At 62.9% G+C, this 25,896-nt stretch carries 26 protein-coding genes; 12 read left to right on the top strand and 14 right to left on the bottom strand.

What is annotated here, in order from left to right; genetic code table 11:
* Positions 1–441: 441 nt before the first annotated feature.
* The 5 genes from Q1V57_RS15295 to lgt all read right to left on the bottom strand — a co-directional run bounded on the left by Q1V57_RS15295 (position 442) and on the right by lgt (position 7,038).
* Complete coding sequence (locus Q1V57_RS15295) at positions 442–1,791, bottom strand: alpha/beta hydrolase (RefSeq protein WP_300532556.1); 1,350 nt, start codon at positions 1,789–1,791, stop codon at positions 442–444.
* 126 nt (positions 1,792–1,917) lie between these two features.
* Positions 1,918–3,978: an alpha/beta hydrolase gene (locus Q1V57_RS15300; protein ID WP_300532558.1), complete on the bottom strand. Its 2,061-nt coding sequence runs from the start codon at positions 3,976–3,978 to the stop codon at positions 1,918–1,920.
* Between the two features lie 87 nt (positions 3,979–4,065).
* On the bottom strand, positions 4,066–5,001 hold the full coding sequence (locus Q1V57_RS15305; protein ID WP_300532560.1) for a ribose-phosphate pyrophosphokinase: 936 nt from the start codon (positions 4,999–5,001) through the stop codon (positions 4,066–4,068).
* Positions 5,002–5,098: 97 nt separating this feature from the next.
* Positions 5,099–6,181: an SAM-dependent methyltransferase gene (locus Q1V57_RS15310; RefSeq protein ID WP_300532561.1), complete on the bottom strand. Its 1,083-nt coding sequence runs from the start codon at positions 6,179–6,181 to the stop codon at positions 5,099–5,101.
* Positions 6,178–7,038: a prolipoprotein diacylglyceryl transferase gene (lgt, locus tag Q1V57_RS15315; protein WP_300532563.1), complete on the bottom strand. Its 861-nt coding sequence runs from the start codon at positions 7,036–7,038 to the stop codon at positions 6,178–6,180. The genes Q1V57_RS15310 and lgt overlap by 4 nt, the downstream gene beginning before the upstream one ends.
* A 134-nt stretch (positions 7,039–7,172) precedes the next feature.
* On the opposite strand from lgt, the gene Q1V57_RS15320 reads away from it, so the two are divergent.
* From Q1V57_RS15320 to proC, 3 genes are all read left to right on the top strand, one after another.
* On the top strand, positions 7,173–7,481 hold the full coding sequence (locus Q1V57_RS15320; RefSeq protein ID WP_300532565.1) for an accessory factor UbiK family protein: 309 nt from the start codon (positions 7,173–7,175) through the stop codon (positions 7,479–7,481).
* Positions 7,482–7,578: 97 nt separating this feature from the next.
* Positions 7,579–8,082 carry a YbjN domain-containing protein gene (locus tag Q1V57_RS15325; protein ID WP_300532567.1) on the top strand — a complete coding sequence of 168 codons (504 nt, stop codon included), beginning with the start codon at positions 7,579–7,581 and terminating at the stop codon, positions 8,080–8,082.
* An 8-nt stretch (positions 8,083–8,090) separates the two neighbouring features.
* Positions 8,091–8,933, top strand: a complete 843-nt coding sequence (gene proC, locus Q1V57_RS15330; RefSeq protein ID WP_300532569.1) for a pyrroline-5-carboxylate reductase — start codon at positions 8,091–8,093, stop codon at positions 8,931–8,933.
* A gap of 9 nt (positions 8,934–8,942) precedes the next feature.
* Here the strand turns inward: proC and Q1V57_RS15335 are convergent, their stop codons facing one another.
* From Q1V57_RS15335 to uvrC, 4 genes are read right to left on the bottom strand one after another with little or no spacing between them, the layout of a single operon-like run.
* Complete coding sequence (locus Q1V57_RS15335) at positions 8,943–10,259, bottom strand: ATP-binding protein (RefSeq protein WP_300532571.1); 1,317 nt, start codon at positions 10,257–10,259, stop codon at positions 8,943–8,945.
* Between the two features lie 8 nt (positions 10,260–10,267).
* Complete coding sequence (locus Q1V57_RS15340; protein WP_300532573.1) at positions 10,268–10,969, bottom strand: response regulator transcription factor; 702 nt, start codon at positions 10,967–10,969, stop codon at positions 10,268–10,270.
* Positions 10,962–11,579, bottom strand: coding sequence for a CDP-alcohol phosphatidyltransferase family protein (locus Q1V57_RS15345; RefSeq protein WP_300532575.1), 618 nt, complete (start codon positions 11,577–11,579; stop codon positions 10,962–10,964). Before Q1V57_RS15345 ends, Q1V57_RS15340 begins: the two co-directional genes overlap by 8 nt.
* A gap of 9 nt (positions 11,580–11,588) precedes the next feature.
* Positions 11,589–13,481: an excinuclease ABC subunit UvrC gene (gene uvrC / locus Q1V57_RS15350; RefSeq protein ID WP_300532577.1), complete on the bottom strand. Its 1,893-nt coding sequence runs from the start codon at positions 13,479–13,481 to the stop codon at positions 11,589–11,591.
* On the opposite strand from uvrC, the gene Q1V57_RS15355 reads away from it, so the two are divergent.
* Both Q1V57_RS15355 and Q1V57_RS15360 read left to right on the top strand, forming a co-directional pair.
* Positions 13,480–14,244, top strand: coding sequence for an SDR family oxidoreductase (locus Q1V57_RS15355; RefSeq protein ID WP_300532579.1), 765 nt, complete (start codon positions 13,480–13,482; stop codon positions 14,242–14,244). The genes uvrC and Q1V57_RS15355 overlap by 2 nt on opposite strands.
* Positions 14,241–14,642 carry a dihydroneopterin aldolase gene (locus Q1V57_RS15360; RefSeq protein WP_300532581.1) on the top strand — a complete coding sequence of 134 codons (402 nt, stop codon included), beginning with the start codon at positions 14,241–14,243 and terminating at the stop codon, positions 14,640–14,642. Before Q1V57_RS15355 ends, Q1V57_RS15360 begins: the two co-directional genes overlap by 4 nt.
* Before the next feature lie 3 nt (positions 14,643–14,645).
* Here Q1V57_RS15360 and Q1V57_RS15365 read toward each other — a convergent pair whose 3' ends face one another.
* Positions 14,646–15,632 (bottom strand): calcium/sodium antiporter, encoded by a 987-nt coding sequence (locus Q1V57_RS15365; protein ID WP_300532583.1) that lies wholly within the window; start codon positions 15,630–15,632, stop codon positions 14,646–14,648.
* 183 nt (positions 15,633–15,815) lie between these two features.
* Here Q1V57_RS15365 and Q1V57_RS15370 point away from each other — a divergent pair, with 183 nt between their 5' ends.
* The 5 genes from Q1V57_RS15370 (at position 15,816) to Q1V57_RS15390 (ending at position 21,112) form a co-directional block, all read left to right on the top strand.
* Positions 15,816–16,286, top strand: coding sequence for an NUDIX domain-containing protein (locus Q1V57_RS15370; protein ID WP_300532585.1), 471 nt, complete (start codon positions 15,816–15,818; stop codon positions 16,284–16,286).
* A gap of 286 nt (positions 16,287–16,572) precedes the next feature.
* Positions 16,573–18,876 carry an ATP-binding protein gene (locus Q1V57_RS15375; RefSeq protein WP_300532587.1) on the top strand — a complete coding sequence of 768 codons (2,304 nt, stop codon included), beginning with the start codon at positions 16,573–16,575 and terminating at the stop codon, positions 18,874–18,876.
* Entirely contained in the window at positions 18,873–19,850 is a 978-nt protein-coding gene (locus Q1V57_RS15380; RefSeq protein WP_300532589.1) for an ATP-binding protein, read from the top strand. The genes Q1V57_RS15375 and Q1V57_RS15380 overlap by 4 nt, the downstream gene beginning before the upstream one ends.
* 57 nt (positions 19,851–19,907) lie before the next feature.
* On the top strand, positions 19,908–20,384 hold the full coding sequence (locus Q1V57_RS15385) for a response regulator (protein WP_300532590.1): 477 nt from the start codon (positions 19,908–19,910) through the stop codon (positions 20,382–20,384).
* A gap of 98 nt (positions 20,385–20,482) precedes the next feature.
* On the top strand, positions 20,483–21,112 hold the full coding sequence (locus tag Q1V57_RS15390; RefSeq protein ID WP_300532592.1) for a hypothetical protein: 630 nt from the start codon (positions 20,483–20,485) through the stop codon (positions 21,110–21,112).
* Positions 21,113–21,115: 3 nt separating this feature from the next.
* On the opposite strand, the gene Q1V57_RS15395 is transcribed toward Q1V57_RS15390, so the two are convergent.
* Complete coding sequence (locus Q1V57_RS15395; protein WP_300532594.1) at positions 21,116–22,126, bottom strand: alpha/beta hydrolase-fold protein; 1,011 nt, start codon at positions 22,124–22,126, stop codon at positions 21,116–21,118.
* Between the two features lie 91 nt (positions 22,127–22,217).
* On the opposite strand from Q1V57_RS15395, the gene Q1V57_RS15400 reads away from it, so the two are divergent.
* Positions 22,218–22,778, top strand: coding sequence for a phosphoribosyltransferase family protein (locus Q1V57_RS15400; RefSeq protein WP_300532596.1), 561 nt, complete (start codon positions 22,218–22,220; stop codon positions 22,776–22,778).
* Positions 22,775–23,074, top strand: coding sequence for a hypothetical protein (locus Q1V57_RS15405; protein ID WP_300532598.1), 300 nt, complete (start codon positions 22,775–22,777; stop codon positions 23,072–23,074). The genes Q1V57_RS15400 and Q1V57_RS15405 overlap by 4 nt, the downstream gene beginning before the upstream one ends.
* Here the strand turns inward: Q1V57_RS15405 and nadC are convergent.
* Genes nadC through Q1V57_RS15420 form a run of 3 tightly spaced genes read right to left on the bottom strand, consistent with a single transcriptional unit; the run spans position 23,071 to position 25,890 of the window.
* Entirely contained in the window at positions 23,071–23,919 is an 849-nt protein-coding gene (gene nadC, locus Q1V57_RS15410) for a carboxylating nicotinate-nucleotide diphosphorylase (RefSeq protein WP_300532600.1), read from the bottom strand. The genes Q1V57_RS15405 and nadC overlap by 4 nt on opposite strands.
* An 8-nt stretch (positions 23,920–23,927) precedes the next feature.
* Positions 23,928–25,472, bottom strand: coding sequence for an L-aspartate oxidase (locus tag Q1V57_RS15415; RefSeq protein ID WP_300532601.1), 1,545 nt, complete (start codon positions 25,470–25,472; stop codon positions 23,928–23,930).
* Complete coding sequence (locus tag Q1V57_RS15420; RefSeq protein WP_300532603.1) at positions 25,465–25,890, bottom strand: hypothetical protein; 426 nt, start codon at positions 25,888–25,890, stop codon at positions 25,465–25,467. The genes Q1V57_RS15415 and Q1V57_RS15420 overlap by 8 nt, the downstream gene beginning before the upstream one ends.
* Positions 25,891–25,896 lie beyond the last annotated feature (6 nt).

Consider the following 25,896-nt stretch of genomic DNA (forward strand, 5'->3'; position numbering starts at 1 on the left):
TCTGGCATCGCGCCACAGTAATCTTTCGAGCGGCGGGCTATAGCCGATCCCTGCGAGGTGTGCAACCGCGTGAACCGGGAAGAAACAGCGCCATTGCCGTTTTACTGCTGTTACCCGGATCCGCGCCGGTTTTTGACCGCGCTTTCCCCCTGTCTTTCACTTGGCAGGCCGGGCACCCGCTACTAGGCCCGCTTCCGTTCGTCCTGCTTTGCGCACCTGCCCTGTCGCAGTCCCCGGAATAAACGGAGACACATACCCATGCCCCAACCCGCTCGTCATCCCTGACGAAGGCCCCGCGAAAGCGGGGCGGAGATCAGGGATCTCGTTGCGGCAGGCTGGGTCCCGGATCTTCGCCCGGATCCCCCGCTTCCGCGAGGGCAGGCAAGGCCGGGCCTGCGTCCGGGATGACAAGTTGAGGAGAACAGGCAGGGAAGGCCCCCCTCACTCCCGAGCCGCCAACTCCGCATCTCCATACGTGCCGTCAAACCCGCCCGTGCGGATCCAGTCCGCGAGCAGGGTCAGATACCCGTCCGCATAGCCCAGCGTTTGCCGATCGCCGTTTTCGTCCTCGATAAAACGCATGATGCCGTGATCGGTGTCGGGGAAAAAAGCGATATCGATGGCGCGGCCCTCGGCTTGGAGGTCGGTCAGGATCACGCGTGTATTGGCGGAGGGGGCTTCGCGGTCGGCGCCGGCGAGGACCCAGAGCATGGGGGCCTCGACCTGGCGCAGCACCGGGACGGGTTCATGGCCCCAGGGCGTTGAGACGCCGAGGATGGCGTAGCCCATGCGGAACTGCCAGAGCGGGCGGATAATCATGTCGCGCGTGATCTCGCCAACAATCTCGTCAAACCAGGGCTCATCGCCATAGGCTTGTTTGACCCGGTCCAGCTCTTCATGCCCCTCCTGGAAATCGGTTGCCAGCAGATGACCGGTGGCATTGGTCACTTCCAGCGCCTGGGCGAGCACGTCGGGCCCGTAACCGGCTTCGCGCAATTCCATCTGCACCTGCTCGCGGTCCTCGGCCAGCGGGCTTTCCGCGAGGCCGAAACTGGCGATGACGAAATCGGGTTGGCTCATGGTGGCCGCCAGCGGCGCGACCCAGCCGCCCTGGCTGCCGCCGAGATAACCGCTGGCATCGATCAGATCACCGGCCATGTCGAGTGCGGTCGCATGCGCGGCTGCGGCGTCGGCGGCGAGGAGGTCGAAATCCTGGGTGTAGGAGCCGGTCGAGCCGCCCGTGCCGCGCTTGTCATAGACGAAGGCGGCAATGCCCTGGGCCGGCAGGATGCGCTGCAGGCTGGCATAATCCAGCGCGCTCCAATCCTCCGAGCCATGTACCAGCACGGCCAGCGGCGCGCTTTCTGCGCCCTCCGGCCAGACCAGCCGCCCGGCCAGCTCGACGCCGTCGCCCTCAAAACGGATGTCTTGGCTGGTGAAATTGAGCCGGGTGCCGGAGCCGTCGCTGTCCTCAACGCCGGTCACGCGGATGGTGCCGTCCTCGCATGTGCCGAGCTCGAAGCGCGCCGGATCCGCCAGATCGCTCCACCCGGTCGTCCCGGACCAGACACCATCCTCGCCCGCCGCGATACGCCCGACCCGGCCATCCAGCGTGCGCCAGCGCAGGTGCGTTTCGCTGGAGGCGCCGATATCGATAATGCCGCCAGCGTCCATGGCATAGCTGCCGATATGGCAGGCATGGGCCCAGCTGGAGATGTCCTCCTGCGGGCCCGAACACGCCGCCAGGGCGCCGGTAAGAGCCAGAATGCGCAGGGCAGGGGAATGCAGCATGGAACGCTCCGTATCGGTGGTGTGGAGAGAGCCTAGCAGGGATCGGGGGCCCGTCGCGGGTTTTCTCGTCTGTCAGGCCAAGCGCCGGCCCACCTCTCCCCAGGGAGAGGTGGGAGCCAGCCGAGCTTAGAACGGAGCCAGGTCCCAGCTCACGGCAAAGGCGGCCAAGGCCACTGCCGAGGCGCCGGTAATGGCGATGCCGATCAGCGAACCGATCCGCACCGAACCAGCAGCCCGGGCGCGCCAGAGCTGGACCAGGGCGAGGACGCCGAACACGCCGGCCAGCAGCGCCAGCCAGGCCCCGGTCGAAGCGGTGCTGGTCATGCCGGCAATAATGGCGAATTGCGAGATCTCGCTGGCCTCATAGGCGCCCAGGCCGACCATGACCGGGAAGGCGATGCCGCTGAGCGAAGCAAACCAGGCCAGCCAGCGGGCACCAGCGGTATCGGCCGATAGCGCTTCAGCAGAGTTCAGGCTGATGCGACGGGCCAGCCAGGCCAGCGGATAGATGATGGCCGAGAAGATCAGCATCAGCAGCGGCAGGGCAAACCAGATCCCGGCAGGAACCAGGTTTTTCGGATCGTCCGACGCCAGCGTGCCGGCACGGAGGACGGCGCTGGAGGTGAAGAAGTCGACATATTGCGGCTGGGCCACGCCCTCTTCCAGACAGGCGACGTCAAGGGCTGCCGGATCGGGATTGTCGAAGAAGGCATTCATCACCGGGCCGGCGCATTCCGGCAGGGAGCGCGTCGGGCCATGGCCGGCAAAGGGCACTTCAACATAGCGGCTATTGCTGAGCCCCGGCATAATGCGCTCGGCCAGCGGCGGCGGCGTCACCGGGTCCCAGGCACCATTGACGACCAGCACCGGGATATCGGTCTCGATCAGCCCGTATTTGTCGGCATGACGGCGCGGGATCAGGCCTTCCTCGACGCAGACCTGGGCCTGATAGGCCGCACCCTCGGCAAAACCGAGACCCTCCAGCATCGGGTTTTCCGCGACGTCCTCAGCGGCGACGGCGGCGCTGGATGCGAAATAGCCGTCATTGCACCGGATCGCGCTCGACATGCCCTGGGAAGAGGAGATGCCGCCCATATCATCATCGCCGGCGAGCAGTTCGAACAGCGACATATCGCCTGTCTCGACTGCTGTCAGGATGGTGTCCATGACGCCGGGAATGGCCGGGTGCTCGCTCTGCTCATACATCATCATGAAAGGGGCAAAGATGACGATCTCGGCGCCGATGGCGACACGGCCTTCCGGGTTGAGTTCGGTATTATCGACTTCGACGATAATACGCTCGGCCTTGAGCTGTTCCATTGCGGTGATCACCCGCGCTTCCAGGTTCTCGCACACGGCCGCATCGGTGCAGGTGGAATAGAGGTTCTCGAGCACGCGATTGACCCAGCGTCCGATCCGCCCGAGATCCTGCAGATCGTTCGGCACGATGGCGTCGATCACCATGGCTGCAGTGCCCTCCGGGTCCTCCTGCAGCACCATCTGACCCAGTACCGAGCCGTAGGAAATGCCCCAGACATTCCAGCTCTCAAAACCCAGCGCCTGACGCAGGGTGCGGACATCGCGGGCATTCTCCACCGTGCTGTAGCCGGTCAGATCAACGCCGGCCTCGCGCGCCGTGCGGAAGCAGTCGCGCATGCGTTCGGCGGCATTGATCGAGCCCTGCAGGGGCGTTTCGGCCCAGGCCAGATCGCGGCGGACCGCGTCAAAGAAGGGACAGAAATCACCGGAATTGCCGATGCCGCGATGCTCCAGGATGTAGAGGTCGCGCTGTAGCAGGATGTCATGCTGGCGCAGCCGGTCGGCATAGCCTTCCAGCACCACGCCGGGCCCGCCGGTGAGATAAATCGCCGGGTCCTCGCGCACATCGGCTTCATCCTCGGCGGTGGAGGCGATTTTGACATAATTGAGACGGATCATGCGGCTGTCCGGATTATCCCGGTTCTCCGGCACGGAGATAAAGCCGCAGCTCAGTTCGCCGACTTCATAGTCAAAGCTGAACGGGCAGACAAAGGGCTCTGGCGTCGGTACCGGCCAGTCGATTGCCGCCGGTAGATCGGCCACGGTCACGTCTGTGGCCGCCGCATCGCTTACCGCGTCATCCTGCGCCCAGGCGGCCGCACCGAGCGATAACAGCCCGGCCAGGGCACTCGTGAGAATACGTTTCATAGCAACACCCCCAATGTCCCGCACCCCCGCGCGGGTTCAAATTGGAGGCGAGTTTAGGCGCAGAGACCGGCTCGGTCGATAGCCGTCCTAGTCGAACAGTTTCGACACCGACTCATCATTGGCGATGCGGCGGATGGCCTCGCCGAGGAGCGGGGCAACCGGCAGGCGGCGAACCTTGTCGGTGACCGTTGCGGTCGGGTCCGGGGAGATCGAATCCGTCACCACCAGCTCGTTCAGCTCCGACTTGGCGATCCGGCCCGGAGCGTCATTGGAGAGGACGCCGTGGGTGACATAGGCGGAGACATCGATGGCGCCCTGTTCCTTCAGCGCTGCGGCGGCATTGCACAGCGTGCCACCGCTATCGCACATATCGTCAAACAGAATGCAGCGGCGACCTTCGACGTCACCGATGATATTCATCACTTCCGACACGCCGGCCTTGGGGCGGCGCTTGTCAACAATGGCGATCTCGGCATCAAGCAGTTTGGCCAGGGCACGGGCCCGCACCACACCGCCGACATCGGGGGAAACGATGAGGAGGTCATCATCTTCGGAGTATTTGCGGCGGATATCTTCCTCGATCACCTTGGTGGCGAAGAGATTATCTGTCGGAATGTCGAAGAAGCCCTGGATCTGGCCGGCATGCAGGTCGATGGTCAGGACGCGATCGGCGCCTGCCTTGGCGATGATGTTGGCCACCAGCTTGGCCGAGATCGGCGTGCGGCCACCGGTTTTGCGGTCCTGGCGGGCATAGCCGAAATACGGCACCACCGCTGTGATGCGCCGCGCCGAGGCGCGCACCAGGGCGTCGATGCAGATCAGCAGCTCCATGAGATGGTCATTGGCCGGGCTGGAGGTCGACTGGATGATGAAGACGTCCTCGCCGCGCACATTTTCATCGATGCGGACGAAGATCTCACCATCGGCGAAGCGCTCGATCTCGGTCGCCGTCAGGGGGGCATCGAGATAGTCTGCGATTGCCCGAGCCAGCGGCTCGTTGGAAGTGCCCGACATCAATTTCATGGTGCTCGCCCCGCGCAGGTATGAATTCGCGCGCTCATTAACAGAGGGGCGGGCAAGTTTGAACCCGTAAATGCGTCGATTGGGGTTGTTAAAAATATCAGTCCGCAGAGAATGCCGGCGGCTCGGGCAGAGCGGGCGATTGCAGGGCTATGGCCTTGAACAAATCCCCCATCTGGTCGCTGTCGGTGAGACGGAAGACCTGACGCGCAATCTGCGCCCGTTTTTCCGGCGCCGACTGGCTCAGCGTGGCCGCGCGGGCTTCCAGACCCAGGCGGGCCAGGAAATCACCCTGGCCGATCGGGCCATGGCTCTGCAGGCCCTGCTGGTGCGCAGCCCGGGCCAGGGATTCGAAATCGACGCGGGCTGTCAGGTCTGCCGTGCCGGGCGCATCCAGCACCTCGACCTTTGCATGCGCCCGGATCGCCTGCAGCGTGTCTCCGGGCTCGCTCAGGGCCGGGCCGTAATCGATGAAGAGGGCGCGGCCGGGAGCCTTTGCGAAGCGCTTCGCCAGCGCTTCGACCACTTGCAGATCGCCGGGGCGGAATTCTGCCAACTGCCCGTCGGGCAGGTCTCGCAAACGCTCCGGGATCAGCGCGCTATCGGGGCCAAGGTCCGGTCCCAGGGCGAAGACGAACTCGCCCTCATCGCCCAGCGTCACCATGCGCTCATGCCACTGGCCGCGATGGCGAATAGCCTGGCGCACGGGCAGGCAGTCGAGAAACTCGTTGCCGATAATGATCGACGGCCCCGGTGCGACGGCTTCAAGCCGGTCCGCCCAGCCGATCTGGGCACCGCTCGGGCCGAGTGTCTGCGCCTGGACGGATTTGAGCGCCGCACTGGCTTCGATCAGCGTCACCTGTGCCGCCTCCAGGAAGCCGGGCAGGGCGCGGGCGGTGCGCAAAATGTCCGACATCATGGTGCCTCGACCAGGACCGAGTTCGATCAGATGGACTTGGCCTGGACGGCCGAGATCGACCCAGCTCTGTAACACGAACACGCCAACCAGCTCGCCGAACATCTGGCTGATCTCCGGTGCTGTAATGAAGTCCGAGCCGGCGCCGATCGGGTCCTTGGTCGCGTAAAAGCCCTCGACCGGGTCAAACAGGGCCTCGGTCATGAAATTGGCAATGGAAAGCGGGCCCTGTTCGCGGATCCGCGCTTTCAGGCGGTCTGCAATCATGCGGCGGCCTTGCTGGTCTGGTCCGATTTCAACGCCCGCCAGATCAGCCAGCCGCCCAGCGCGATCATCGGCAGCGACAGCAGCATGCCCATGGTGATGATGCCCTGAAGGGCCGGGATCATGTGATTATCCGGTTCGCGAACGGTCTCCATCAGCGCCCGGAACACACCGTAGAAGAGCAGGAAGAGGCCCGCATTGAGACCCGGTTTGGACAGGGAGCGGTACTTCCAGGTGGCGAAATTGATGATCGCAAACAGGGCCAGGCCCTCCAATGCCGCCTGGTAGAGCTGGCTCGGATGGCGCGTCAGACACAGCGGGTCATGCTCGAAGCGCATGGCCCAGGGACCATCCCAGGGGCGGCCCCAGAGCTCGCCATTGATGAAGTTTGCCAGCCGGCCGAAGAACAGACCGATCGGCGTCACCACAGCGGCGGCATCGGCAATGCGCCAGAGGTCGAGATCATTGCGCCGGGCAAAGGTCCAGAGCGCCAGGGAGACACCGATCAGCCCGCCATGGAAGGCCATGCCGCCATCCGTGATGCCCAGTACGATGTCCAGCGGACGCTCCCAGATCATTTCCGGATAGTAGAACAGGACATAGCCCAGCCGCCCGCCGGCGATGACGCCAAGCGTGGCCCAGACCAGAAGATCGTCGACCTGGGTCTCGTTGAACGGGGATTGCGGTTTCTTGGCATTGGCCGGGTGCCAGATATGCGGGCGGCGGCTCAGTGCCACCATATAGCGCCAGCCCAGCATCAAACCGGCGATATAGGCGACGGCATACCAACGCAGGGTGAAGAAGCCGATGGAGAAAATCTCGGGATCGATCAGATCGAAACTGGCCGGACAGGTCTGCATGATGTCTCGCTATTACCACTGCGTACCGGGCCGATACGCACGCACTCAGGTGCAGATGTGACGCTTCGGCACGTTGCGCTTTGCCACCCCGCACCGCATATAGGGCTTTCCCGACACTCTAATGGCTTTCTTTGATGCAAACGCGCAACCCGCTTCTCAATGATTTCGCAGATTTGATGACCGACGCCTTCGGTGCCGCCCAGGCCATGGGCGAGGAGGCGCAGGCCATGTTCCGCGCCCGTGCGGATCGAATCATTGCCGATATGGACCTGGTCTCGCGCGAAGAATATGACGCCGTGAAAGCCAATCTGGCCGACGCGATCGAGATCATCGCGGCGCTCGAAGCGCGCGTTGAGGCGCTTGAAAAGGCCAGCGAAAAGAAACCCGTAACGCGCAAGCGGAAGGCTCCGGCCAAAAGCGCAGCTGCGAAATCCACAGACTGATCCCCGCGCTCAAAGCGCTTTTTATTGCGCCTGCCGTGGCCCGGTCATACCGTCCTTGCACGGTGTGAGTCGCCGCGCAGACGAAGGAGATGGCTCCATGGACCTGCTCTCTGATGATGTCACCCTGACTGTGACCGATCCGCTGGATGCGGTCGAGCAGGCGGTGATCGCCGAACAATATCCTTATGACCGTGATGAAAGCGGCGAGCTGCATATCAGCACGCCGGGGGCTTGGCGTGACCACCAGATCTGGTTTGCCTGGCGGCCGGAGCTGGAAGCGCTGCATGTTTGCGCCAGCCTCGATCTGAAAGTCCCGGCCAACCGGTTCCGCGATGTCTGCGAACTGGTCGCCCGCCTGAATGAGAAACTCTGGATCGGTCATTTCGATGTCTGGGCCGAGGACGGTTCGATCGTCTATCGCCACGCCATGTCCCTGCCCGGCGACACGCCGGTGACCGCAGCCCAGGCCGCGGTGATGATCTCGGCGGCGCGTGAAGCGGGCGAACGCTTCTATCCGGCATTCCACTTCCTCATCTGGGGCGGCAAGACGCCCGATGAGGCGACCGCTGCGGCGATGTTCGAAACCGCAGGCGAGGCCTGATTACACACATGAGTCAAAGCGGAAAGATCGCCCTTATCGGGGCTGGCCATATGGGCGGTGCACTGGCGGCAGGCTGGTTGCGCAATAAACGCACGGGCATCAAGGCAGAAGACATTCTCATCATCGATCCGTCGCCGAGCGAGGCGGTGGAGGCTCTGATCGAGGACCACGGTCTGGAGCATACGGACCGGCTAAGCCTCACGGCCTCGACCCAGATCGGCACGATCGTACTGGCGGTGAAGCCGCAGGCACTTGATGCCCTGGCGGAAAGCCTGGCGCCGCTCCTGGCCAAGGATACGGCGATCCTGTCGATCATGGCCGGTATCACAATCAAACGGCTCGAACACGTCTTCGGCGACCGTCCGGTCGTGCGCGCCATGCCCAATACGCCGACGGCGGTGGGATCGGGCATTTCGGTCTGCGTCTCCAACCCGGCCGGTGAGCATTTCGAGGACCAGGCGACCAAGCTGTTGAAGGTAGGCGGCGATGTCGAATGGGTCCGCGATGAGCGCCTGCTCGGTGCCGTTACGGCGGTCTCCGGCTCCGGCCCGGCCTATATCTTCCTGCTGGCCGAAGCCCTGGCGGGTGCCGGTTTCGCCGAAGGTCTGCCGCGCGAGCTGGCCGACAAGCTGGCCCGTCAGACCATCGTCGGCGCCGGCGCCTTGCTGGCCGCCTCTGACAAATCCCCGCAGGACCTGCGGCGCGCGGTGACCTCGCCCAATGGGACCACCCAGGCTGCGCTGGATGTCCTTATGGGCTCGGGCGGCGGTTTGCCGGAATTGGTGCGCATGGCCGTTAATGCGGCTGAGCGGCGTTCCCGTGCATTGGGGGCTGAGCCGGAAGGTCGCTAGCGATTGCGCCTAACCCGGCAGGCTCAGTACAGCCCGCAAACCACCCATCGGACTATCGCCCAGGCGTAGCTCGCCGCCATGATTGCGGGCGACATCGCGCGTGATGGCGAGGCCGAGACCGACGCCCTTGCGGTTCTGGTTGCGGCTTTCATCCAGGCGCGAGAAGGGTTTCAGTGCCTCCTCAATCTGGTCCTTGGGGATGCCCGGGCCATCATCATCGACAATGATCTCGATACGCGAACCATTGCGGCGCACGCTCACGGCGACATGGTCACCAAATCCGGTCGCATTGGAGACCAGGTTGGCAATCGCCCGGCGGACCGTGCTGACCCGGACATCGGCGATGAGGTCGCCGTCATAATGCACATCGATCGGCGTACCGGTATGCGCCAGATCGCCGGTCACTTCCTCGGCCAGGGCCCCGAGATCGGTCGGTTCGGTCTCGTCCGACATCTGGCCGCGGGCAAAGTCGAGATATTCGTCGAGCATTTCCTCCATCGCGGCGAGATCGCGCTTGGCGTCCTCGCGCTCCGGGCTTTCGGGCATCAGGGCGAGCTGCAGACGCAACCGTGTCAAAGGCGTGCGCAGATCATGGCTGACACCGGCCAGGATCGCCGTGCGCTGTTCGAGATGCCGCCGGATGCGGGCGCGCATTTCCAGGAAGGCATGGGCAGCCTGGCGCACTTCGGTCGCTCCGGCGGGCCGGAAATGGGCCACGTCCTGGCCGCGGCCGAATTGTTCGGCGGCGTCGGCGAGGCGGCGGATGGGTTTGACCTGGTTGCGGATGAAGACGATCGAGACGGCGGTCAGAAGCGTTGAGGCGCCGATGATCCACAACAGGAAGATATGCCCCGTCGTCGCAAACACGCGCTCGCGCAGGGCAATGAAGCGCAGCACGCCGCCATCGACTTCAACGCGGACATCGACATAGCTGGGATAGCGCGTCGTATCGAACCAGAACTCATTGCTGATCTGGGCCGACAAGGCCGAGCGCAGGGTGCGGTCCAGCGTCCGGAAGAAGGAGGAGCGGCGTGCCGTTGGCAGGGTTTCACCTTCGCGGAAATCCACCGAGAGCCGCATCGTCGCATAGGCGGTGTCGGCCAGCCGGTCGAATTGCGGATTGTTCGGATCATCCTGTTCGTAAAGCGCTGTCATCATGGCGATATCGCCAGCCACGCCTTCCGACAGCCGGCTTGTTACCGTCTCCCAGTGCTCTTCGAAGAAAGACCAGGCGACGGCTACCTGCATCAGCGCCACCGGAAGGACGATGATCAGCAGGGTGCGGCCGAACAGGCCTTTGGGCGTGATGCGACGCAGCAAGCTCATTCGTCAGATCAATCCTCGAACACCGGATCGGCCGCCAGGCGATAGCCCTCGCCCCGGACCGTCTGCAGATGCAGGGGTTCCTTTGGATCGTTTTCCAGCTTGCGGCGCAGCCGTGTGACCTGCACATCCACGGCCCGTTCGCCGCTGCCGGTCCGTTCCGACAGGGCCAGGCGGGAAACCGGCTGGCCGGCGCTGGCCGCCAGGGCCGCCAGGAGGGCACTTTCCCCGCCGGTCAGGCGCACAGGCTCGCCCGCACGGGAGAGCTGTTCGCGGTCGATATCGAAACTCCAATCGCCGAACTCGACGCGCTTGATGGCCGCCTGGGCTGGCTTGGTCCGGCGCAAGATGGCGTTGATGCGCAGGATCAGTTCTTCCGGCTCGAACGGTTTGGACAGGTAGTCATCGGCACCGAGGCTGAGCCCCTTGATCCGGTCTTCCGCTTCGCCACGTGCGGTCAAAAGCATGATCGGAGTTTCTGACTGATCGCGGACCGCTTCGGTCATCTCGAAGCCGTTCATGCCCGGCATCATGACGTCGAGCACAAGGAGGTCGAACTCTAGCGCCTTCATGGTCGAAAGGGCCTTGGTCGCGTTCTCGGCGGTGGATACCCGATAGCCGCGCTCCTGCAAGAAGCGCTTCAACAAGCTTCTGATGCGGTCGTCATCATCGACGACAAGGATGTGGGCCTCGTCCGTAGCGATATCAGTCATTGGCGCTCCCGTTGGGGCGAAAATAGCTCAGTCCGGTCTGAAGCGCCAAGGCGGCGGCAAGCCAGAGCCCGCCAATCCAGATCAGGAGCACCGCTTCATGGGCCAGCCAGCCCAATGGCAGCGCGATCAGCGGCAGGCCGGCCACGCTCATGGCGAGGGCGGTCTTGAGCTTGGCGGTGAGGCTGACCGGGGCCGCCTGGGACGGCGTTTTCGAAGCCAGGCGGCGCACCGTGACGGCGGCGTCGCGCAGGATAATGGCGATCACCGGGACATAAACCTCCGGCGGGGCGGCCAGCATAAGCGTGTAGACCAGCAGGTAGAGGTCAACCAGCAGCTTGTCGGCGATAGGGTCCAGCACGGCGCCAAACCCGCTCTCGACCTGCCAGCGACGGGCCAGATAACCATCGAGCCAGTCCGTTGCCGCGGAGATGAAGAAGGCCACGAAGGCATAGCGGCTGAAGTCGGCAGCCAGACGGGAGCCGGGCTCCAATGTCAGGCCGAAAACGGTCTGGCCGTTCTCAAGTCCGAAGGCAGTGTAAAGCGCCAATGCCCCGGTGATTGCGAACAGGATACGCAGTGATGTCAGAATGTTGGGAATATGGGCGCGCACCGGCGGTCTCTATTTCTGGAACCAGTCATGGATCCGTTTGGCCATGGCTTTGGACACGCCGTCAACCGCTTCCAGGTCCGCCAGCGCCGCATTGCGCACCGATTTAGCCGATCCGAAATGCGCCAGTAGCGCCTTTTTCCGTGACGGCCCGACACCGGGAATGCCGTCGAGCGGATTGTCGGTGATCGCCTTCTTGCGCTTGGCTCTGTGCCCGCCAATGGCGAAGCGGTGGGCTTCGTCGCGCAGGCGCTGGAGATAGTAGAGCACCGGGTCCTTCTGCGGCAGTTTGAACGGCGCATCGCCGGGCAGGTAGAAGGCTTCGCGGCCGGCATCGCGCTCCGGTCCCTTGGCGATCGCGGCGACGGGAATGTCGGTGACGCCGAGCTCCTCCATCACCTCCAGCACGCTGGAAAGCTGGCCCTTGCCGCCATCGATGAGGACCAGATCGGGCACCGGAGCGCCTTCATCGCGCTCCTTGATCAGGCGCGAGAAACGGCGTCTCAGCATCGCCGCCATCATCGCGAAATCATCATTCGTCGCGGCATCATCGCCCTTCATGTTGAAGCGGCGGTAGTGGTTTTTCTCAAACCCTTCCGGGCCTGCCACAATCATCGCGCCGAGCGCATTGGTGCCCTGGATATGGGAGTTGTCATAGACCTCGATACGCTGGGGCACATCCTCCAGCTTGAAGACGCGCTGCACACCGCCGAGCAGTTGGGCCTGGGTGGCGCTTTCCGACAGGCGACGGGCCAGGGCTTCGCGGGCATTGGTCTCAGTCTGGCTGACCAGCTTGCGTTTTTCCCCGCGCTGGGGGGCGAGGAGTTTGACTTTGCGATCAGCGCGCAGGCTCAGCGCCTCGGCCAACAGCTCTGCGTCCTCGATCTCATGTGACATCAGGATCAGGCCGGGGGCCGGTTTGTCGTCATAGAACTGGGCCAGGAAGGCGGCGAGCACATCGGCCGGCTCAGCGTCATCCTCATGGCGCGGGAAGAAGGACTGATTGCCCCAGTTCTGGCCCGCCCGGAAGAAAAACACCTGCACGCAGGAGCGTCCGCCATCCTGGGCCACGGCGATGACGTCCGCCTCCTCGACCCCGGTCGGGTTGATGCCCTGGTCCGTTGTCACCGCGGCAATGGCGCGAATACGGTCACGCAGGCGCGCTGCACCTTCAAAATCGAGGTCGTCTGAGGCGGCCTGCATGCGTTCCTGCAGATCGGCGCGCAGTGCGTTGGACTTGCCGCGCAGGAAGGCTGTCGCCTCCGCGACCAGCTCGTCATAGGCCTCCGGCTTGACCAGATCGACGCAGGGACCGGCGCAGCGCTTGATCTGATACAGCATGCAGGGCCGGGTGCGGCCTTCATAGACGCTGTCGGAACAGGTCCGGATCATGAAGGCCTTTTGCAGCGTGTTGAGGGTGTGATTGACCGCGCCAACGGAGGCGAAGGGGCCAAAATAATCGCCCTTGGTCTTGCGCGCGCCGCGATGTTTGAGCAATTGCGGGGCCGCATGATCCTTGCGGATGAGAATGTAGGGGAAGCTCTTGTCGTCGCGCAGCAGGATGTTGAAGCGCGGTTTCAGAGTCTTGATCAGATTGGCTTCGAGCAGCAGCGCTTCGGTTTCGGTCTCGGTAACGACGAATTCCATCGACCGCGTCAGCGCGATCATCAGGGCGATGCGGTTGGAATGGCCGCGACCGGAGGCATAGTTGGAGACGCGGTTTTTCAGATTGCGTGCCTTGCCGACATAGAGCACCGCTCCATCTTCGCCGAACATGCGATAAACGCCCGGCCTGGAGGGCAGGCGTTTGACGTATTCGGCGATGAGCTTGGGTCCCGTCAGCGATTGCGCCGGCGCGGCGGACGGGTCATCTATCGCAGACGAAGATTGTTTTGAGGGACTCATGGATCACAAGATCGCGCTGGTAACGGGCGGCGGCAAGCGTCTGGGTGCTAAAATCGCGGCGGCCCTGGCTGAAGATGGCTGGCATGTCATCATTCACTACAATTCTTCCGGCACGGCGGCCCGGGCCGTTGAGGCTGCGATCCGGGAAAAGGGCGGTTCCGCTTCCACCGCGCAGTTCGATCTGGGTGATGTAAAGGGCGTGCGTGAATTCATGTCCTCCCTCGACCGGGTTGATGCGCTGATCAATTCGGCCTCGATTTTCGAAATGGACCGGCCCGAGGCGGTAACGGCCGAAATGCTGGATGAGGCCATGCGGGTCAATCTGATGGCGCCAGTCCTGCTGGCCTCGGCCATGGCTGAAAAGCACAGCGGCCGTGCCTCTGGGTGTGTGATCAACATCCTTGATCAGAAACTCTTCAACCTGAACCCGGACTTCTTCTCCTACACCCTGTCCAAACACGCGCTTCTCGGCGCGACCACGACGATGGCGATGGCGTTCGCGCCGCGCGTCCGGGTCAATGGCATTGCGCCGGGCATCACCCTGCCGTCCGGCGGGCAGGACCAGGAAGAGTTCGAACGCGCGCATAGACTGAATCCGATGCAGGGCGGTTCAACGCCCGAGGATATCATCCGCGCGGTGCGTTTCATCCTTGCGACCGATGCGATGACAGGCGAGACGATGATCATTGATGGCGGCCAGCATCTCGACGCGCGCGACGGCGATGTGATGTATGCCGCCGGCGTGCCGGAGGACAAGGCTTGAGACTCGACCAGGTCATCGAAAACGCCCTCGCCAATACGACCGGTGAGGATGTCTTTATCTACCGTCTGGAAGGCGTGAAAATGTCGATCGAAATCGGCATTCACGATTATGAGCGCGGCGTGCGCCAGCAAGTGCTGGTCGATGTCGTCACGGTGGTCAGCAAGGACTGGTCCGGCGCCGACGATATCGCCACGGTGGTGGATTACGACTACCTGCTGGACGGCATCAAGGCACTGGAAGAACGTCAGTTCGACCTGCAGGAAACCCTGTGCGGAGAGATCCTCGACATCGCCTTGAGTGCCCAAGCGGTGATGGCGGCCCAGGTGACCACGCGCAAGACCGAGGCCTACAAGGACGCCGAGGCCGTCGGCCTGACCCGGTTCCGCCGCAAGCGTTAGATGTTAAGCCAGTGCCGTTTGCGCCAAGTAGGCGATATAGGCGACATAACCGGCAAACAACATGGCGCCGGTGATCCGGTTGATCGGGCGGCGCAGCAGCACGATGGCCGCGATGACGAGGCTGGCACCCAGCATCACCCACAGGTCGAGGCCGAAGAAGCTTTCCGGCATCGGCAGGGTTTGACCCACAGCGCCTGCGGCCAGGCCGGTTGCACCGCCAACGGCAAAGACGTTGAAGATGTTGGAGCCGAGAATATTGCCGATCGCCAGATCGGCCTGGCGGCGCAGCGAAGCCATCACCACGGTAGCCAGCTCCGGCAAAGAGGTGCCGAAGGCCAGGGCCGTCAGACCAATGACCGCTTCATCGACGTCGAGCGCGCGTGCCGCTTCGGTGCCGCCGATGACAATCATCTGAGCGCCGACCGGCAGGGCGATAAGGCCGCCGATAATGGCAATGATGATGCCGCGCCAGCTGGCCGGTAGCCCGTCCATACCATCGACATCGGTCAATTCGGTGAGCGTCGGATCATCGGTGTTATTACGTGCCAGGATGCCGAGAATGCCGACATACAGCACGATGGTGATCGTCAGGATCGAGGCTTCCAGCATGTCGATCTGGCGATCCCAGCCGACCACGATCAGCGCGACGGCGGCGGCGAGCGCGATCATCGCATTACGGCGAAGACCCGGTGTCGTGGTGTGGATCGTGCCGAGCACGGCTGGCAGGCCGAGCACGAGCAGGAAGTTGGCGATATTGGAGCCAACGATATTGCCCAGAGCCAGTCCGGGCGCGCCCATCAAGGCTGACTGGACGCTGACCACCAGTTCCGGCGCTGATGTGCCGAAGGCGATAATGGTCAAACCAACGAAAAGCGGCGGAAGTTTCCAGCGGCGAGCCAGGGCGGCACTGCCGCGGACGAGGAAGTCGCCACCGAAAAGGAGGATGACGATCCCACCGAGAATCAGGCCGATGAACTCAGGTGCTGACATGGAACTACTCGCCGCTGAGACGTTGAATTAATCGATGCGGCGGTATTCGATAAGATTAAGCAGAGCAAACAGGGCAGCAACGCCGCCGATAGCGTACAAAGCAAACATGGTTCTTCCCCAACTGATATGGTTCGAGCGGGTACATAGCGCGGCTGGTGGCCGCTGGCCAGCGAAGTTGGTGCCATGAACTGGCGTCAACGTGTGGAACCCTATGTAAGGCCACTGTTTCAGCTCTGGTGGCGGCTGCGGCGCGGCACCACGCTGGGCGTCCGTGTGATCGCCGAGAATGATGCCGGGCAGGTGGTCCTGGTCCGCCATACCTATATCAGCGGCTGGCATTTGCCGGGCGGCGGGGTCGAAGCGGGCGAATCGGCTGCGCTGTCAGCCATGCGAGAGCTCGAGGAGGAAGCCGGTATGCGGGCGCTCGAACCGCTGAAACTGGTCGGCATCTTTTCCAACCACGCCGTCTTCCGGGGTGATCACGTTCTGCTTTACTTTGCCAGCGCCCTGGAGGCGTGCGCCTGCGATAGCGATGGCGAGATTGAAGAAGTCGGCTGGTTCGCGCCGGATGCCCTGCCGTCCGACACTTCACCGGGCACCCGGCGACGCCTTGCGGAATACTATCATGCGCGGCAAGTCGACGAGCAGTGGTAGAGTGTGCTGTCGCGGCTGTGCGGCGTAGCGGGAAAGGCAGAAAAGGCGGGAGCGGCGGAAAAGGTGCGGTGCACCAGCCAATCAGCGTCCATGCGAGGGTAAAACTGACTGAAAGGCCGGTACACCGCGGGGCGCACGGTGATGTTTTAAGCGCGTCAGTCTGAACCCCGGCTGACTATTGCCGGCTCAGTTTCGCCGTGTTTGCTGGTGAAGAGCGTGTTTTATTAGTCCTTTCTTTGTTGCGTAACGCCTACACTGAGCACGGGATCGATTCGTTGAGACATAAATGTCGGAACAAAGGCCAGACAGGATAGTCGAGCCGGGGCTGGGCAGTGATGCCGGCGACTGGCAGGACGGCTCCGACACGGAGACCTGGGTGTCCCAGGTGCTGCCGGGCATTCTGGCTGTAGCCTTCGTGATTGTGGTTGCTCTCGCCGTGGCCGCAGGCGAGCGCGCGCTGATGACGTCAGCGCGACAAACCAATGCCTCGACCCTGCAATCTGTGCTGGCCAATACGATACAGCGTTTTGAGGCCTGGGCGCTGCACCAGGAGGATCACGGCAGTATCTGGCTCGATGATGAAGGGCTGATCGCAACGGTCAAAGAGCTGCGTGAGCTGGGAAGCGCTTCAGAGCTGATGTCGGCTGACGTGCAGCTCGAGGCGCGCATGCGCCTCGACACGCGCGTCGCCGAATATGGCTATCGTGGCTATGAGCTCGTTGATCGGGGCGGCAGGGTGCTGTCGGCAATGGACGAGCAGCGGCTCGGCCTGCAAAGCGAGGCCCTGCGCGTCTCGGGCACAGCGGCTGATGGTATTCGGCTGACCTCGCCGCGCATCCTTGACCGGCTGCAGTCCGGCGAGGAGGGCGATGGTCATAGTGAGCTGAGCGTCATCGACTTGATCATCCCGCTGCGTGAGCCTGCCGGGGTCGTCGGCTTTCTGATTTTCGAGGTCGATCCTCTGCGCGAATACACCTCGACCTTCCAGGTCGGGCGCACTGGCGTATCTGGCGATACCTATGTGGTGAACAGCTCCGGTCGCCTGTTGAGCAATTCGCGCTATGACCGGCAATTCATTGAGGCCGGGCTGTTGCCCGAGGGACATCCGTCCATGCTGCATCTCGATGCGCGTGATCCGGGAATGACCTTGCGCTCGATCTCGTCGGGAGTGCGCCCCTATGGCGAGTGGCCGTTGACCTTCGCCGCGCGCGATGTGACGGCCGGAAATCGGGGACAGAACCTTGAAGGTTATCGCGATCCGCGCGGCGTTCTGGTGATGGGGGCCTGGGAATGGAGTGAGAAGCGCGACTTCGGGGTGATCACCGAGATCGAACTCTCAGAAGCGCTGGCCGGAGCGAGCCAGGCGCAGGCTGTTCTGCGCGTTTTCGCTGTGGCCATGGCGCTGTCATTCATTCTTCTTGCGGTCCTTTTCAGTGCGCACCGGAATATCAGTCGCCAGCGCGCGCTGGTGACGCAGGAAGCGCGTCAGCGCTTGAGCCAGATCCTGATGTCGGCCGGCGAGGGGATCTACGGCATCGATCGCGATGGGGCGATCACCTTCGTCAATCGAAGTGCCTGCGAAATGCTGGGCTATAGCGAGGACGAGCTGGTCGGCAAATCGTCTCACGCCATGATCCACCATTCGCATCGCGACGGTACCATTTATCCGCGCGAGGAATGCCCGGTTCATACCGCTGGCGTTCCAATTGTGGAAACCGACAAGGAAGTGTTCTGGACCAAAAGCGGTCAGCCCATTCCGATCGAGTTCTCGACCACGGCGATCAATCCGGATGATGTCAGCGGCGGTGCTGTTGTCACCTTCCGCGATATTTCCAAACGGCGTCAGGACGAACAGGCGCTGCGCCGCTATGCCCAGGAGCTCAAGCGCTCCAATGCCGAGCTGCAGGAGTTCGCTTACGCCGCTTCGCATGACCTGCAGGAGCCGTTGCGGAAAATCCAGGCGTTCGGCGACCGCCTGTCGAACAAATACGGCGCCGAATTCGATGATACCGGTCGCCACTATCTCGAGCGCATGGTCGATGCCGCGGGCCGAATGCGGCAATTGATCGATGATTTGCTGAGCTATTCCCGGGTCAATTCCAAGACCACCTCCTTCCTGCCGGTTGAGTTGTCTGCCGTGGTCGCGGATGTCGTGTCTGACCTCGAGCCACGCATCGCCTCGGAAGATGCGAAAATCCGCGTCGGCGAGCTGCCGGCAATCGAAGCCGATCCGGCACAAATGCATCAGCTCTTCCTCAACCTGATTGCCAATGCGCTCAAATTCCGCCGTGCCGGGACGCAGCCCTCGATTTCGATCGAAGGCTCGGTTGAGGTCGGAGAGGCCGGTGCGGTGGCCCGTATTGCTGTTGCCGACAATGGTATCGGTTTCGAGCCTCGCCATGCGGAGCGGATTTTCGGCATGTTTGAGCGTCTGCACGGCCGCGAGGAGTTCGATGGAACCGGTGTCGGACTGGCAACCTGTCGCAAGATCGCTGAGCGCCATTCCGGCGAGCTGACCGCCTGGGGCGAGCCGGATGCGGGCGCGGTCTTCACGCTGATATTGCCGATCCGGCAGGGCGGCGGGATATGAGCCAGGGACAGGACAATAAGGACCGTAGCGGGGGGCGGCCCGCCGAGCGTGGCCTCCTGCGACCGGACATGCTGATCGGTATTATCCCGGTGATCCTGGCCGCTGGGGCGGTGATCGCCCTGATCCTGCCGGGTCTACCGGCGGATATTCGCGCTGTCACGTCGCTGGCGGTTGTCGCGGTAACCGGAGCCGGACTGGGGTCGGCCTTGTATCTGGCCAGTCGCCTGACCGAAGTGGAACGGGCTCGGCGTGAGGCATCGGAACACGCCGAAGAGCTGGCTCGGATCAATGAAGACCTGAAAGTTTTCGCCTCCGCTGCGTCGCACGATTTGCAGGAGCCCCTGCGCAAGGTGGAGAGTTTCGGCGGCCGTTTGGCCGACCGTTATGCGGACCAGCTTGGCGATGACGGTCAGCTCTATCTCGACCGCATGATCGATGCGGCCGGTCGAATGCGGCATCTGATAGATTCGCTACTGGAGTTTTCCCGCGCCAGCCAGCGCGACATCAAGCATGAGCGCGTCGATCTGAACGATGTGCTGGAGATCGTGCTCGATGCCCTGTCCGAACAGGTCAAGCGCTCCGGTGCGGTGATCACGGCCGTAGATTTGCCATCCGTTTATGGGGATGCAGGGCAGATACGGATTGTGTTACAAAACCTTCTGGGTAATGCTTTGAAATACCAACCGGCGGGGCAGAGGCCGGAAATCACCTTTTCGGCGGGGCAGGCCGAGCATGCCGGGAGGGCATATGCGGAGATCTCCGTGGCCGATAATGGTATCGGCTTCGATCCGAAATATTCCGATCGTATCTTCTCGATGTTCGAGCGGTTGCATTCGCGCAATGAGTATAGTGGCGCCGGTATCGGTCTCGCCACGTGTATGAAAATCGTTCAGCGTCACAAGGGCACGCTTCGCGCGAGCTCTCAGCCGGGACAGGGCGCGACTTTCACCCTGGGGCTACCGGCTCAGCAGTAAAGGTTGAAAAAACCCGGTCTGGGGGCTACGGGTTGGGACAAGCAAAGAGGCGGGCATATGAGCACTGAAGACGCGCTTTTCACGATCTTGATGGTGGATGACGACCCGGATGATCGTCTCCTGTTCAAAGAGGCGTGCGAGGAAGTGCGCCTGCGCAATCCGCTCGAATTCCTCGAGAATGGCGAGCAATTGCTCGATTACCTCAAGCGCGAGGGCAATTACGCTCACCTCAAGGGCGAGCCCTTCCCGGGCATTATCCTGCTCGATCTCAACATGCCGTTGAAGGACGGGCGTGAAGCGCTGGAAGAGGTCAAAGCTGACCCGAATCTGCGCGATATCCCGATCATCATCCTGACTACCTCGAAGAGCGAAGACGACATTCTGTCCAGCTACGGCTTGGGTGCGTCCTCCTATATCGTGAAGCCGATCTCGCTCGACCGCCTGATGCGGGTGATCAATTCGATTGGTGAGTATTGGGTCCAGATCGTGGAAGCGCCCGGGCAGCCGGCCGCCGATCAGGAACCGATCGACTAGTCTGCCGTTTTCCCGCCGGATTCCCCTGCAAAGAGTATTGTCATGTGTCCGGCGTTTAGCCGGGCTAAGAAGGACGTGGGGATAAAGGGAGCGGGGCCATGAGCCGTCTGACAGGAATTTCCGTGACGCTTTTCGTGTCCATGGTTCTGGCCATGGTCATGCTGGTCTCGCTCTGGTTCTACCTGCCGCAATGGCTCGGCTGGGTGCAGGACGGTGCCGACCTGATCGAGGACGCCATCGTCTCCATCCCGATGCCCGAGCGCTACAACAACCTGGTGCGCATCTATGCCAGTGACGACAAGATCGTCCTGCTGCTGTTCACGATTATCGCCCGCATCATGCTCGGTGTGATCGGCAATATCTGGACCCGCTTTACCCAGCGCGACCGCTACCATGTCGCAGGGCCGGGCCTGATTTCCTCGATCGCGTCGATGATCTCGACCCTGATGCTGTCCTTCGTGCTGGCCATTTTGATGCTGTCGACGCTCGCCCTGACGGCGGAAGGTCTGCTGCATGCCATGCTCGATATGGCGGACTATGTCGAAGACATGCTGGCGCAATTGCCGCTGCCGGGGCGCTGGACGGCGGGCGTGCGCTACATCGTGTCTGACGACAAGATCCTGCTGCTGTTCTTCACCATCGTGGCGCGCATCGGTATCGCCCTGGTCGCGACGAGCTTCACCTCTGCCATGGTGGGCAACAAGCCGCGCATTATTGCTCCGGCCTAGGGCTCAGCCGCTCAGCGCCTTGACCAGGTAGGGCAGGGAAATGTCCATCCGGTAATCCACCGAGGAGTGATTGTCGGGGAATTCCTCATAAATGTGTTCGACTCCCATCGCCGTCAGCTTGCGGGTCATGCGGCGGGCGCCATAAACCAGGTTGTACTGGTCGACATCGCCGCAATCGATATAGAGCGCCTTAAGCCGTTTCAGACCTTCGCCATGGGCGTCGGCAAGTTCCAGCGGGTCCCACCGTTTCCATTGCGCCCAGCGTTCCTCAATGAGCTCGCAGGTATCCATGGTGACCGGCAGGCGGATGCCGAGATAGCTGTCCGGATCAGGATCATAGGTCGCGGCCATGGCCAGGATCATGAGCGCGTGCAGGTCATCTCCGGACAGTTTCACCGCGTTTTCGAAGCTGTCGATGAAGCGTTCGATGGTACCACCGCCCTTGGCGATGCGGCGCAGCGTGTGCGGGAAGTCCGGCGCATAGCCCAGTTCAAACCCCATATCGCCCGCATGGCAGGCGGCTGCCGCCCAGAAATCGGGATATAAAAGCGCATGCACCATGGAGCCGTACCCGCCTGAGCTCTTCCCGAACACGCCACGCTTGCCATCACCGCCGCAACCGAACTGGGTTTCGATCGCAGGTACGCATTCCCGGATCAGGAAATCGGCCCAATTCCCCATCGCCGCAGAGTTGATATACTGATTGCCGCCGAGCCGGGTGAAGCAATCGGGAAACGCGATGACGCAGGGCGCCATCTTGCCCTCGGCAATCAACCGGTCCGCGCGTTCGGGAACATTCTCGCCGAAATTTTGCCAATTGGTGTGCTTGGGCCCGCCAGCGGTAAACCCGACCAGATCGACCAGGAGCGGAAGGCCTTTGCCGTCATGTCCGGCCGGCACATAGACATCGACCCGGCGGTCAAGGTCGTCGCCGAGCATATTATTGGCAATCGCCTGACTGGTGACGGTGATCGACGTAACCGTGCCGGCGGGGGTGTCGGAGTTTCGGCGCATGGGGAACCTCTTGCGATTTGCCGCCAGCCTAGCCATGCGCAGAGCCGAGGCAAGCGCTTGAGATCAGCAGCAAGTCAGGCCAAGTTGAAGCATGAGCATTGCCAAGACTTACATCACCGCCGATGAGCTGTTGCGCGACAGTTTCAAACTGGCTTCCCAGGTCATCGAACGCGGTTTTCTCCCCACCCATATTGTCGGTGTCTGGCGCGGTGGAGCGCCGGTCGGGATCGCGGTCCAGGAATATCTGGAATACAAGGGCATCAAAACCGATCACATCGCCCTGCGAACCTCGTCCTATACCGGCATTGATCAGCAATCGCGTGAGGTGAAGGTCTATGGCGAGGGCTATCTGGTCGACACGCTCGATGCGACGGACCGGGTTCTGATCGTCGATGATGTGTTCGATAGCGGCCGTTCGATCGAGGCCATCCTGCGTGTCCTCAAGTCGAAGCTGCGGCGCAATTATCCCGTCGATACCCGTATCGCCACCGTCTATTACAAACCCAAGCGCAATACGACCGAGTTGACGCCGGACTTCTTCCTGCATGAATGCGATGACTGGCTGGTCTTTCCGCACGAGCTGTGTGGTTTGAGTCCGGAAGAAGTGGCGGCGAAAGGTGTTGCGGCCCCGCCGGTGACGGACGAGGCATGAGCCTAGTCACCGAGGCGCAGATTCGCGGCATGGTCCTGGTGGCCGAGGGCGAGCTGGATGCCGCGCAGGCCGCACTGTGGAATGATATCCGTATTGAGCCGGAAGTCTGGTCCCCCGCGGACGGGGCCGAACATGGCGTCGGCTTCTGGGTCCTGGCCCGCCATGAGGGCGATCTGATCTGGTATGACAGCCTGGCTGAGGAATTCCGCGCAGGAACAACTTTCGGCGAACAGGTCTTGCCGGAACCGGTTGCCGGCGCGCGGTCACTGGCCGAGTTGCTGGCGAAAGTCGCCTAGGCCTCATCCAGACCGATGTCGAAGTTCGGTGCTGAATGGGTCAGCGCGCCGACGGAGATGACATCGACCCCGGTCTCGGCGATACCGCGCACGGTCTCCAGATTGACCCCGCCGGAGGCCTCCAGGATGACCTTGCCCTTGGCTTCAGCCACGGCACCGCGCAGGTCCTCGAGCGAGAAATTGTCCAGCAGTACGCTTTCCGCCCCGGCCTCGATCGCGGCGGGCAATTGATCCAGCCGGTCAACCTCGACCGCGACCCGGGTCATATGCCCGGCATTGGACTTGGCCGCCTGTACCGCTTCGGCGACCCCGCCGCAGACGGCGACATGATTATCCTTGATCAGAATGGCGTCATCGAGCCCGAAGCGGTGTAATGCGCCGCCGCCGGCCTGAACGGCCTGGAGTTCAAAGGCGCGCAGGCCCGGCGTGGTTTTTCGCGTGTGAGCTATCCGCGCGCCCGTGCCGTCAACCGCATCGACATAACGCTTGGTGAAGGTCGCGATCCCGCTCATCCGGCCCATGAAGTTGAGGGCGATACGCTCTGCCGACAGCAGCGCGCGCGCCTTGCCGAGGACGCTGGCGATGATATCGCCCGTCTCAACCCTTTCACCATCCTCGACCTGGGTTTTGACCAGCGCTTCGGGATCCATCTGCCAGATCGCTTCAAGCGCCGGCTGCATGCCGCAGATCACACCGTCGCCGCGCGATTTGAAGAAGAATTTCGCATTCGCAGTCGCCGGGATGCAGGCCAGGGCGGTGATATCGCCGCGGCCACCCTGGTCCTCGGCAAGCGCGCGGCTGACCGCGTCACGCAGGATATGCGGCGGGATGGGATTGACGGTCATGATGTGTCCTATTCGGCCGGCAGGGCATTGGAGCGGCGAGATGCGTGCATTACCGCCAGATCTGCAAGGGTCAGGCGGGTGTGCCGGGCGTCCGGGCTGGTTTCAGGATAGTCGGTCCTGAAATGTCCGCCACGGCTTTCCTCACGCTGAAGCGCTGCGGTGGCTATGAAGCGTGCCGCCAGGATGGCATCGCTCTGTCCGTAGCGCGCTTCAATCTCGTCGATCAGCTCGACCAGCTGCCACAGTCCGGCTTGCGAGCGCTCGACCCCGCAATGTCGCGACATCGCCTGGCGCAGACGGGTCAGGGCGAGGGGCGGAAGTGCCGGAGCGGCTTCCACGTTTTCAGGGTGTTGCCCGGCACGGGGGGGCTGAGGCTGGCGCGGTGTTGTGGTCCGGACGGCCTTGGCGCAGCGTGCCGCAGCGACCAGGCCTTCCGCCAGCGAGTTCGATGCCAGCCGGTTGGCGCCATGCAGGCCTGAGGAGGCGCATTCGCCAATCGCCCAAAGACCCTTGATGCTGGTGCGGCCATCAATATCCGTCATTACTCCGCCCATATGATAATGCGCGGTCGGGGCGACGGGGATGGGCTCGATACGTGGATCGATACCGGCGCGCTCACAGGCGGCGAAAACCGCAGGAAAGCGATCAGGAAAGTGCTCGCCGATGGCCTCGCGGCAATCGAGATAGGCACCCTGTCCATTAGCATTCTGGCGGTGGACCGCACGGGCGACCACGTCACGCGGTGCCAGCTCGGCATCGTCATGAACGGGTTTCATGAAACGCTTGCCGGATGTGTCGGTGAGGGTCGCGCCTTCGCCGCGCAGGGCCTCGGTGCACAGTGGTGCAGGGTCCAGATCCGCATTGAGCGCGGTGGGATGGAATTGCACGAATTCGGGATCCTGGATCACAGCACCCAGACGCGCGGCCATGGCCATGGCCTGGCCCTGGGCGCCGGCGGGCGTCGTCGTCAGCGCAAACAATCCGCCCGCGCCTCCGGTGGCCAGCACTGTATGGGCGGCTGTAATGGCGGTCGTATCGCCTTGTGGTCCACGTGCGAGCGCGCCGCTGCAGCCGGTCTCGTCACCGAGGAGTTGAATGGCCGTCCAGCCCTCCAGAAGCTCCACATGAGCGGCGCTGCGCACTGCCTTGATCAAGGTCGCCATGATCGCTGCGCCGGCCCCATCGCCCTTCACCCGGGCGACCCGGTGTGCGGAATGAGCGGCTTCGCGCGACAAGGCCCAGCGATGGCCGTCGCGTTCGAACGGGGCGCCCAGGGCGGCGAGGGCTTCCACCTCTACTGCCGCGCCCTCGGCCATGGCTTGGGCCGCTTCGGGGGCAACCAGGCCGGCGCCGGCGCGGACCGTATCGGCCGCATGTAGCGCCGCGCTGTCATCGCTGGCCAGGGCTGCCGATACCCCGCCCTGGGCCCAGGCCGAGGCCGAGCCTTCACCCAGTGGCGATCCGGTCAGCAGGGTCACCGGTTTGGGGGCGAGCTTCAAGGCTGCCCACAGACCGGCAATACCGGCTCCAATAATGAGCGTGCGGTCAGCCATTACGGCCTCGCTCGCGCGCCGCAGCGAAATCGTCCAGCGCCTTGTTGAGGTCCTTGCAGACCTGGGCGTGTTGGGCCCGGTTGAGTTTCATGGGAAAGAAGCTGATCTCGATCAGCCGGTCGCGCTCGGCATCGGAAAACCGCCCGGCCAAATGCCGGCCTACGGCCTGGAACAGGAGCGAGCGGCGGATCTTCATGACATCCTCACCGTCGAACCGGTCCTGATGCAATTCGAAACCGGCAATACTGGCCGGGTCGACGGCACGCAGCAGGGCGTTGACCTTGTCATTATGCGCCACGGCGTCGGACGGCCCGTCCTGGAATTTGGCATTGGTGATCAACAGGCTGAGCAGGCTCTGCCCGTCCTGGTCAGTACCGAAATCGTAGAGTTCGCGACCGTCCTGGCTGACGAGTTTCACGCCGCT

Source organism: Maricaulis sp., from assembly GCF_030149425.1.
In the GTDB taxonomy this organism is placed as follows: Bacteria; Pseudomonadota; Alphaproteobacteria; order Caulobacterales; family Maricaulaceae; genus Maricaulis.